Origin of the sequence: Chryseobacterium sp. RR2-3-20 (assembly GCF_017808115.1) — a bacterium.
Taxonomy (GTDB): Bacteria; Bacteroidota; Bacteroidia; order Flavobacteriales; family Weeksellaceae; genus Chryseobacterium; species Chryseobacterium oryzae.
In genome coordinates this window covers 1-735 of sequence record NZ_JADQBD010000178.1, presented here as the reverse complement: position 1 = coordinate 735, position 735 = coordinate 1, and the positions used below count along the sequence as shown (strand labels likewise).

The window sequence follows — 735 nt, the reverse complement described above, 5'->3', positions numbered from 1 at the left end:
AACGGAAAAAGTATTGGCGAAGTGCAGGATTTCGAAGAACTAAAAGTTCAAGAAACACCAAACGTAGCGAATGCTTTTTCAATACTGCTAACTTACAAAAAATTGCAGAATTGAAAAGCATGAGCGGAATAATATTTCTGCTTTTCAATTTTGCACTTCACCCCGCATTTTGCCAATACAATGTTAGGCGATGTTTTTTATATTTTTCTTTTATTAGGACTTTGCCTATTTGAAAAGAATGATAGAATCTGAATTTGATTTTCAATTATCCTATAATACATTGAGTTAAATTTCAAAATGACAGCTTTTCTTACTTTTCCTTTATTTGAAACTGGAAAAATATTTGGATTATGATTTATTATTGATAAAATTCTTTCAATTTCATCTCCTAATTTATCTTTTTCTCTAATTGAAAATTTTCTCTCAAGATATTCAACAGTATCTTCAAGTTCTTCAAGCGCTAAATCAGTCCAAATTATTTCATAGTCATTTTCCATATATTTCTCTTGCTTTAGAATGTGGATTTAATTTTCCTGCATCTGCTTGAGCAATTCCTTTTTCAATTGAATGTTTTTCAGCGTCAGAAATTTCATCCCACCAATCTTTTTTCTTTTCACGAGAAATTAAATCTGAAATTTTTTCAAGAAATTTCAAATCTTCAATAGTTGATAACCATTGAATTAATTCAAGTTTTTTATTTTGTATTTGCAATTCTGTATTCATTTCAAATTTTTT

General features: G+C 27.9%; 2 protein-coding genes. Both read right to left on the bottom strand.

All coding sequences use genetic code 11. The annotated features are described in order from the left end of the window. Nucleotides 1–197: 197 nt before the first annotated feature. Nucleotides 198–497, bottom strand: a complete 300-nt coding sequence (locus IV513_RS15585) for a type II toxin-antitoxin system RelE/ParE family toxin (RefSeq protein ID WP_209391466.1) — start codon at nt 495–497, stop codon at nt 198–200. Then, a partial coding sequence (locus tag IV513_RS15580; protein ID WP_245168973.1) for a hypothetical protein occupies nt 487–735 on the bottom strand: 249 nt, incomplete at its 5' end. The genes IV513_RS15580 and IV513_RS15585, both read right to left, overlap by 11 nt.